This window comes from Kitasatospora sp. NPDC059747, from assembly GCF_042732955.1.
In the GTDB taxonomy this organism is placed as follows: Bacteria; Actinomycetota; Actinomycetes; order Streptomycetales; family Streptomycetaceae; genus Kitasatospora.
This window is the reverse complement of sequence record NZ_JBHWGV010000235.1, coordinates 1-5,295: the sequence shown is the minus strand read 5'-3', so window position 1 is coordinate 5,295 and position 5,295 is coordinate 1. Positions and strand designations below refer to the sequence as shown.

The 5,295-nt window shown below is 74.1% G+C and carries 6 protein-coding genes; 3 read left to right on the top strand and 3 right to left on the bottom strand.

Annotation, left to right across the window (positions count from 1 at the left end; genetic code table 11):
• Nucleotides 1-244: 244 nt before the first annotated feature.
• On the bottom strand, nucleotides 245-682 hold the full coding sequence (locus tag ACFV4G_RS42910) for a hypothetical protein (RefSeq protein WP_380449005.1): 438 nt from the start codon (nucleotides 680-682) through the stop codon (nucleotides 245-247).
• 155 nt (nucleotides 683-837) lie between these two features.
• Between ACFV4G_RS42910 and ACFV4G_RS42905 the strand changes: the two genes are divergently transcribed.
• The 3 genes from ACFV4G_RS42905 to ACFV4G_RS42895 all read left to right on the top strand — a co-directional run bounded on the left by ACFV4G_RS42905 (nucleotide 838) and on the right by ACFV4G_RS42895 (nucleotide 4,288).
• Entirely contained in the window at nucleotides 838-1,989 is a 1,152-nt protein-coding gene (locus tag ACFV4G_RS42905; RefSeq protein WP_380449003.1) for an acyl-CoA dehydrogenase family protein, read from the top strand.
• Nucleotides 1,990-2,046: 57 nt separating this feature from the next.
• Nucleotides 2,047-2,784, top strand: coding sequence for a TetR family transcriptional regulator (locus ACFV4G_RS42900; protein WP_380449001.1), 738 nt, complete (start codon nucleotides 2,047-2,049; stop codon nucleotides 2,782-2,784).
• A gap of 148 nt (nucleotides 2,785-2,932) precedes the next feature.
• Nucleotides 2,933-4,288 (top strand): chloride channel protein, encoded by a 1,356-nt coding sequence (locus tag ACFV4G_RS42895; protein WP_380448999.1) that lies wholly within the window; start codon nucleotides 2,933-2,935, stop codon nucleotides 4,286-4,288.
• 147 nt (nucleotides 4,289-4,435) lie between these two features.
• Here the strand turns inward: ACFV4G_RS42895 and ACFV4G_RS42890 are convergent, their stop codons facing one another.
• Together ACFV4G_RS42890 and ACFV4G_RS42885 are read right to left on the bottom strand one after the other, a co-directional pair.
• The gene (locus ACFV4G_RS42890) at nucleotides 4,436-4,813 is read right to left on the bottom strand and encodes a holo-ACP synthase (protein WP_380448997.1); all 378 of its coding nucleotides are present in this window, start codon (nucleotides 4,811-4,813) and stop codon (nucleotides 4,436-4,438) included.
• Between the two features lie 44 nt (nucleotides 4,814-4,857).
• Nucleotides 4,858-5,295: class I SAM-dependent methyltransferase (locus ACFV4G_RS42885; protein WP_380448995.1), on the bottom strand; the 438-nt coding region annotated here is incomplete at its 5' end.

Genomic DNA, 5,295 nt, shown 5'->3' with positions numbered 1-5,295 from the left:
CTCCCGCGCGCCCCCCCGCCCCCCCCCCCGCGGGGCCCCCGCCCCCCCCCCCCCCCCCCCGCCCCCCCCCCGGGGGGGGGGGGCCCCCCGCCCCCCCCCCCCCCCCCCCCCTCCGGCGTTCCCTGGCCCCTTCCCGGGGCCGGTCGGACCTCTTCGGGACCTTTTCGGGACCTTTTGGGGAGCTTTCGGGACCTTTCGGGAGCGCGCGGGCCTGTTCGGCTGTCCGGCTATCCGGCTATCCCGGCTATTCGGCGAAGGCCGCGAGGTGCTGGGTGAAACCGCCCTGGCTCGGCGGCAGCGGCCGCGGCTCGGTGCACACCACCGGCTGCGGCTCCTCCACCGGCAGCAGCCGCAGCTCCGGGTTCTCCGCCGCGCCGGGCGCCGGCAGCAGGCGGACCTTGGTGCCCACCGGCACGGTGCTGCGCAGCCCGTCGACGATGCACCAGACGTCGAACCCCTCGGCCATCCGGATCAGCGACTTCTGCCGGGCCAGCGGTGTCCTGGCCTGCTCTACCTCGCAGCGCCGCACGACGCCGGTGCCCTCGCTGGGCTCCAGCCGCAGGTCGGTGGAGCCGCAGGTGGGGCAGAGCAGCCGCTGGAAGGTCGGGTTGCTGCACCAGGCGCAGCGCTGGAAGTACAGCGTGGTGCTCTCGCAGACGTCGTCGATGGCTGAGTGGACCACGGTGTCATCTCCCTGCGCTCGGACGGCTTCGGCAGCAAAAGAATAGGGAACTCAGTGCCGCTATGTGAAGGCACTGAGTTCCCTTTTTGCTGCGCGCGTGCATAATGAAGGGTACTGAGTACCGTCAGTGCCGTCCCGAAACAGGAGCGCCGTTCATGAGCCAGGACTTCGATCTCTTCCGTATCTCCGAGGAGCACGGGATGCTCCGTGAGGCGGTGCGCGGGCTGGCCGAGGCGAAGATCGCTCCGTTCGCGGCGGAGGTGGACGAGCAGGGCCGGTTCCCGCAGGAGGCGCTGGAGGCGTTGCAGGGCAGTGACCTGCACGCGGTGCACGTGCCGGAGGAGTACGGGGGTGCGGGGGCGGACGCGCTGGCGACGGTGATCGTGATCGAGGAGGTCGCGCGGGTGTGCGCGTCGTCGTCGTTGATCCCGGCGGTGAACAAGCTGGGGTCGCTGCCGGTGCAGCTGTCGGGCTCGGAGGAGCTGAAGGCGAAGTACCTGGGGGCGCTGGCGCGTGGTGAGGGGATGTTCTCGTACTGCCTGTCGGAGCCGGAGGCGGGTTCGGACGCGGCGGGGATGAGGACGCGTGCGGTGCGCGACGGTGATTTCTGGGTGCTGAACGGGGTGAAGCGCTGGATCACGAACGCGGGTGTGTCGGAGTTCTACACGGTGATGGCGGTGACGGACCCGGACAAGCGGTCGAAGGGGATCTCGGCGTTCGTGGTGGAGAAGGGCGACGAGGGTGTGTCGTTCGGTGCTCCGGAGAAGAAGCTGGGGATCAAGGGGTCGCCGACGCGTGAGGTGTACTTCGACAACGTGCGGATTCCGGCGGACCGGATGATCGGTGCGGAGGGGACGGGTTTCGCGACGGCGATGCGGACGCTGGACCACACGCGGGTGACGATCGCGGCGCAGGCGGTCGGGATCGCGCAGGGGGCGCTGGACTACGCGAAGGGCTATGTGCAGGAGCGCAGGCAGTTCGGGAAGGCGATCGCGGAGTTCCAGGGGGTCCAGTTCATGCTGGCGGACATGGCGATGAAGCTGGAGGCGGCGCGTCAGCTGACGTACGCGGCGGCGGCGAAGTCGCAGCGCGGGGACGGGGACCTGACGTTCTTCGGTGCGGCGGCGAAGTGCTTCGCGTCGGACGCGGCGATGGAGATCACGACGGACGCGGTGCAGCTGCTGGGCGGGTACGGGTACACGCGGGACTACCCGGTGGAGCGGATGATGCGCGACGCGAAGATCACGCAGATCTACGAGGGCACCAACCAGGTCCAGCGCATCGTCATGGCCCGCAACCTGCCGTAACACGCAGGGCACCGGCCCTTCGGGGCCGGTGCCGCGCCGCGGTGTAAGTTCCCGGGAATGAGCGAGAAGGAAGAGCAGGACCTGCCCATGAACGACGGGCCCTCGAAGCCGGCGATGCGCGAGGCGCTCGTGGCCGCGGCCTTCGAGCTCTTCCTGGACCGCGGCTTCGAACAGACCACCGTCGACGACATCGTGTCCCTCGCCGGGGTCGGCAGGCGCTCCTTCTTCCGCTACTTCCCGGCCAAGGAGGACGTGGTCTTCCCCGACCACGAACGCAGCCTGGCCGAGATGACGGAGTTCCTGGACTCCGGCACCGGCGAGGAGGACCCGGTCCGGCACGCCTGCGGCGCGGCCCGCCTCGTCCTGCGGATGTACGCCGAACAGCCGTCCTTCTCCGTCCAGCGCTACCGGCTCACCCGCAAGGTGCCGGGCCTCCGCGCGTACGAGCTGTCGGTGGTGTGGCGCTACGAGCACACCCTCGCGGCCTACCTGCGCGGCCGGTTCGCCGACCGCCCGGACGGGCCGCTGCGCGCCGACGTGATCGCCGCCGCCGTCGTCGCCGCGCACAACCACGCCCTGCGGACCTGGCTGCGCTCGGGCGGGGAGAGCGACTGGGTGGCCGAGGTGGACAGCGCGATGGCCTTCGTCGTCGACACCTGGAGCGACCGCCCCGCCGACGGCGCCGGCGACGCCGACCAGGACGACGTCGTCGTCCTGGTGGCCAGCCGCAAGGCGCCGTTGTGGCGGATGGTCCAGGGCATCGAGAGCGCGCTGGGGGAGTCCCGGCAGGTCTGACCGGCCTCCGCCCGCGCCCCCCGTTCGGCGCAACCCGCCGCCGGCACCGCCCGGTTGGCGCACCGTGGCGCTGCGAGCCGCCGGGCTCCGGGCGAGACTCGGTCCCAGGACGGGGCCGGGCGGGCCCCGGGAGCGCGAAGGAGCGGCCATGCCCGGGACGCCGGAGCGGGGCAGCGCCGGTCCCGGCCTGCGCGAGGTGCTGCTGCACCGGGGCTACCTCGGCCTGCTGGTGGTCTCGGCGCTGGTCGGCGTGCCGATCTCGCTGGCCGCCTTCGGCTTCGTCGGCCTGGAACACGAACTCCAGCATTGGGTCTGGGAGAGCCTGCCGGACGCGGCCGGGTACGACCGCGCCCCCTGGTGGTGGCCGCTGCCCGCGCTGCTGCTGGCCGGCCTCTTGCTCGTCCCGGTCGTCACCCGCCTTCCGGGGCGCGGCGGGCACGTTCCGGTGGACGGGCTCGGCGGCCCGCCCGGCCTGCCGCGGGAAGTCCCCGGCGTGCTGCTCGCCGCACTCGCCTGCCTGCCGCTCGGCGCCGTGCTCGGCCCGGAGGCGCCGCTGATGGCGATGGGCGGCGGCCTCGCGCTGCTCGCGGTCCGGTCCGCCCGGCGGGAACGGCAACCGCGGCTCGTGCCGGTGCTGGGCGCGGCCGGCTCGGCGGCGGCGATCGCCACCATCTTCGGCAGTCCGCTGGTGGCGGGCGTGATGCTGATCGAGGCGGCCGGACTGGGCGGCCCGCAACTCGTCGTGCTGGTTCTTCCCTGCCTGCTCGCGAGCGGTGTCGGCGCGCTGGTCTTCACCGGCTTCGGGCACTGGACGGGCCTGTCGATCGGCGCGCTCTCGCTGCCGCACGTCCCGAAGAGCGGCGTCCCCGACCCGGGGGACTTCCTGTGGGGCGTTCCGCTGGCCGTCGTGATCGCCGCGGTCTGCGTCGCCGGGCAGGCGCTCGGCCGACGGGTCAAGGCCTACACCACCGGCACCCCGCACCGGACCGCCGTGCGCACCGTCCTGTGCGCGCTCGCCGTCGGCGGCTGCCTGGCCGTGTACGCGCTGATCACCGGCCATACGCCGGAGGAGGCCGCGCTCTCCGGGCAGGCCACGCTGGGCGCGCTCGCCGCCGACCCGGCGTCCTGGCCGATCGGGGTGCTGCTCGCGCTGGTCGCGTGCAAGGCCGTCGCCTGGGGCGTCGCGCTGGGCAGTCTGCGGGGCGGCCCGATCTTCCCGGCGATCCTGCTCGGCGCGGCGCTCGGGGTGGCCTGTGCGCCGTTGCCCGGCTTCGGCACCGCGCCCGGCCTCGCCGTCGGCCTGGTCGCCGCCGGCGCCTCCGTCACCCGGCTGCCCGTCACCAGCACGGTGCTGGCGGCGATGCTGCTGGGCGGGGAGGCGGCGAACCTGATGCCGCTGCTGATCGTCGCCGGGGTGACGGCCTTCATCGCCGGCGAACTGCTCCGCGGCCTCGCCGAGCGCACCCCCGCACCGGCCGGGCCCGCGGCGGCCCGAGCGGGCTGACCGCGGACGCCCGCGAGTCGGCCCGGGCCCGTCGGCGAGCTCCCGTCGCCGCCCGGAGGGTGGGCCGGGCGGCGGTGCGGGAGGTGCCCGCCGGCGGTGGGGAAGTACCGTCCGGTGGGCGGGAGTTCGACGGCGGGCCCGGGGTGTTCAGGCCCCCGGGTGGGCGAGGGCCGCGGCGAGGACGAGGTCGCGCTTGTGCGTGATCGACACCTGGACACCGGCCACGCCGAGGCCGGCCGCCCAGGTGGCGGCGGCGCCGGACAGCCGGACCACCGGGGCGCCGCCGTCCGAGCGCAGGACGGCGACGTCCCGCGGCCGGATGCCGCCCGTGAAGCCGGTGCCGAGGGCCTTCAGCACCGCCTCCTTGGCGGCGAACCGCCCGGCCAGGAACTCCCGCGCCCGCTCGGGGCCGAACGTCTCGGCGGTGGCCAGCTCGGCCGCGTCGTAGACGAAGGCCCGGAACCAGGGCCGGCCGAGCAGCCGGTCCAGCTCGCCGATGTGCAGCAGGTCGACCCCGATCCACACGGCCGGCTACTCCGCGTCCGCGCCGGTGGTGGCCCGGCGGCCCGTCACGAGGCGGCGATCTCGGCGCGGATGAGCCAGAGCCGGTTGGCGCCGCGACGGTTGCGCGGCTGGACGTCGTAGGGCCAGCGGCCCTCGCCGGCGCCGGGCTGGCCGGGCTCGCTGACGTCGACGGCCTTCCAGCTGTTGGCGGTCAGGAACTCCTCGGGCTCGTCGCTGCCGAAGATCCACGGGGTGCCGTCGGCGGCGAGCGTGTCCAGGAAGGGCTTGGAGAAGGGACTGCGCAGCAGGGCCCGGCCGAGGATGTCGAACGCGAGGCGGCTGCCGGGGGCGGAGGCCGAGGCGAGGAGCCGCAGGAAGCCCGCGGCCTGCTCGTCGGTGAGGAAGAAGGTGAGGGCCTCGGCGATCCACAGGGTGGGGCGGGTGCGGTCGAAGCCGGCGGCTTCGAGGGTGGGCAGCCAGTCCTGGGTGAGGTCGGCGGAGAC